1 protein-coding gene is annotated in these 3,237 nt (G+C 71.0%); it reads right to left on the bottom strand.

All coding sequences use genetic code 11. The features are described 5' to 3' along the window. Positions 1-3,037, bottom strand: a 3,037-nt coding sequence (locus tag ACGFIZ_RS34085; protein ID WP_393427412.1) for a hypothetical protein, incomplete at its 3' end; no start/stop codon positions are given. Positions 3,038-3,237: the final 200 nt, after the last annotated feature.

The raw sequence follows: 3,237 nt of genomic DNA, 5'->3' as shown, positions 1-3,237 counted from the left end.
CCGGACGGGCCCACGACCCGTCGACCGGTGGGGTCGGGTCGTCTGTGTCGGGTCCGGGGACATCTACCGCGTCGTCCTGCTCTGCTTGGTATGCCGCGGCTACGGATCCGGTTGACGCGGGTGTCACCGGAACAGCGTCGTCGGGGGACCCGCCGGTCAGCTGCGGCGGGTCTCCCTCCGTCCACCCACCCGCATCCAGGGCCCGGGGCTCGTATTTCTTCAGCCTGTTCAGGTCGTCCTCGGTGGGGGGCGGGTCCAGCCACCGCCAGAACGGGCCGCCCTTCCGGCCCTTCAGGCCCTTGACCTTGATCCACGCAGCCGGCTCACCCTCAGGCGACCCGTCCGTGCGACCGAACCAGACCGTCGCCTCCTGCTTCGCAGTGGCCACACCGAAACCCAGCCTCCTGCGGCTCACCCTGAACGGCAGCTGCCCTTGCGGGTTGATCGGGACCTCTTTGGTGTACCCGCCGGTCAGCTCCGGCGGGTCCCCCGCCGTCCACCCGCCCGCAGGCTCGTAGGTCCGCAGGTCCTCCAGGTCCTTTTTGGTGGGGGCCGGGTCCAGCCACAGCCAGAACGGGCCGCCCTTCCGGCCCTCCAGGCTCCCGACCTCGATCCACGCGGCCGGCTTACCCTTATGCGGCTCGTCCGTGCGGCGACCGAACCAGACCGTCGCCTCCTCGTTCGCAGCGGCCACACCGACACTCCGCCTCTTGTCGTCCAGCGTGAACGGCAGATGCCCTCGCCGGTCGAGCTTGACCTCTTTGGTGTACCAGTCGGTCAGCTGCGGCCGCTTCCCCGTCGTCCACCTGCCCGCATGCACGGTCCGGGGCTGGTATTTCTTCAGGTTCTCCAGGTCCTTTTCGGTGGGGGCCGGGTCCAGCCACCGCCAGGACGAGCGGCCCTCCCGGCCCTCCAGGCTCTCGACCTTGATCCACGCGGCCAGCTCACCCTCAGGCAACCTGTCCGTGCGGGGACCGAACCAGACCGTCGCCATCTGGCCCGCAGCGGCCACACTGATAACCGGCCTTTTGCGGCGCACCTTGATCGGCAGCCGCCCTTGCTGGTCGAGCTTGACCTCTTTGGTGTACCCGCCGGTCAGCTCCGGCGGGTCCCCCGTCGTCCAGTCGCCCGCATGCACGGTCCGGGGCTGGTATTTCTTCAGCTTCTTCAGCTCGTCCTTGGTGGGGGCCGGGTCCAGCCACAGCCAGAACGGGCCGCCCTCCCGGCCGTCCAGGCCCTCGACCTTGATCCACGCGGCCGGCTCACCCTCATGCGACTCGTCCGTGCGGGGACCGAACCAGACCGTCGCCATCTGGCCCGCAGCGGCCGAACCGACACCCGGCGTGCCGCCCACCGGGAACGGCAGCTGCCCTTGCGGGTCGAGCTTGATTTCTTTGGTGTCCCCGTCGGTCAGCTGCGGCGGGTCCCCCGCCGTCCAGTCGCCCGCATCCACGTTCCGGTTCTCGTAGGTCCGCAGGCTGTCCAGGTCGTCCTGGGTGGGGGCCGGGTCCAGCCACCGCCAGAACGAGTCGCCCTTCCGGCCCTTCAGGCTCTCGACCTTGATCCACGCGGCCGGCTCACCCTCATGTGACTCGTCCGTGCGGGGACCGAACCAGACCGTCGCCATCTGGCCCGCAGCGGCCGAACCGACACCCGGCGTGCCGCCCACCGGGAACGGCAGCTGCCCTTGCGGGTTGATCGGGACCTCTTTGGTGTACCCGCCGGTCAGCTCCGGCGGGTCCCCCGTCGTCCAGTCGCCCGCATGCACGGTCCGGGGCTGGTATTTCTTCAGCTTCTTCAGCTCGTCCTTGGTGGGGGCCGGGTCCAGCCACAGCCAGAACGGGCCGCCCTCCCGGCCGTCCAGGCTCTCGACCTTGATCCACGCGGCCGGCTCACCCTCATGCGACTCGTCCGTGCGGGGACCGAACCAGACCGTCGCCATCTGGCCCGCAGCGGCCGAACCGACACCCGGCGTGCCGCCCACCGGGAACGGCAGCTGCCCTTGCGGGTCGAGCTTGATTTCTTTGGTGTCCCCGTCGGTCAGCTGCGGCGGGTCCCCCGCCGTCCAGTCGCCCGCATCCACGTTCCGGTTCTCGTAGGTCCGCAGGCTGTCCAGGTCGTCCTGGGTGGGGGCCGGGTCCAGCCACCGCCAGAACGAGTCGCCCTTCCGGCCCTCCAGGCTCTCGACCTTGATCCACGCGGCCGGCTCACCCTCATGCGACTCGTCCGTGCGGGGACCGAACCAGACCGTCGCCATCTGATTCGCAGCGGCCGAACCGACACCCGGCCGCTTCTTGCCGCCCACCGGGAACGGCAGCCGCCCTTGCGGGTTGAGCGGGACCTCTTTGGTGTACCCGTCGGTCAGCTGCGGCGGGTCCCCCGCCGTCCACTCGTCCGCATGTTTGGTCCGGTGGGATTTGTACTCGTAGTTCTGCAGGCTGTTCAGGTCGTCCACGGTGGGGGCCGGGTCCAGCCACAGCCAGAACGGGCCGCCCTTCCGGCCCTCCAGGCTCCCGACCTCGATCCACGCGGCCGGCTTACCCTTATGCGGCTCGTCCGTGCGGCGACCGAACCAGACCGTCGCCTCCTGCTTCGCAGCGGCCACACCGACAACCGGCCGCGTCTTGCCGCCCACCGGGAACGGCAGCTGCCCTCGCGGGTCGATCGGGACCTCTTTGGTGTACCAGTCGGTCAGCTGCGGCCGCTTCCCCGTCGTCCACCTGCCCGCACGCACGGTCCGGGGCTGGTATTTCTTCAGGTTCTCCAGGTTCTCCTCGGTGGGGGCCGGGTCCAGCCACCGCCAGAACGAGCCGCCCTCCCGGCCCTCCAGGCTCCCGACCTTGATCCACCCGGCCAGCTCACCCTCAGGCGACCCGTCCGTGCGGGGACCGAACCAGACCGTCGCCTCCTGGCCCGCAGCGGCCACCGGCCTCCTGCGGCGCACCTTGATCGGCAGCCGCCCTCGCTGGTCGAGCTTGACCTCTTTGGTGTACCCGCCGGGCAGCTCCGGCGGCGCCCCCGCCGTCCACCCGTCCACCACCTCAGCGGGGAGTCCTGCCCGATCGCCTGTGCGCGGCGCCGCCGCCTCGCCCAACTCGGCGTCCCGGACCATCGGCTCGGGGCCGAACTCACCGGAGTCGGACCCGCCGGGCGCTGCCCCCCGTCCCCGGCCCGCAGGCCGGCGCAGGCGCCCCTGACCGGTGCCCGCCTGCGGGCCGGCACCCTGATCGTGCCCGA

The organism is Micromonospora sp. NPDC048830 (assembly GCF_043198215.1).
Taxonomy (GTDB): domain Bacteria; phylum Actinomycetota; class Actinomycetes; order Mycobacteriales; family Micromonosporaceae; genus Micromonospora.
This window is presented reverse-complemented; position numbering and strand designations above follow the sequence as displayed.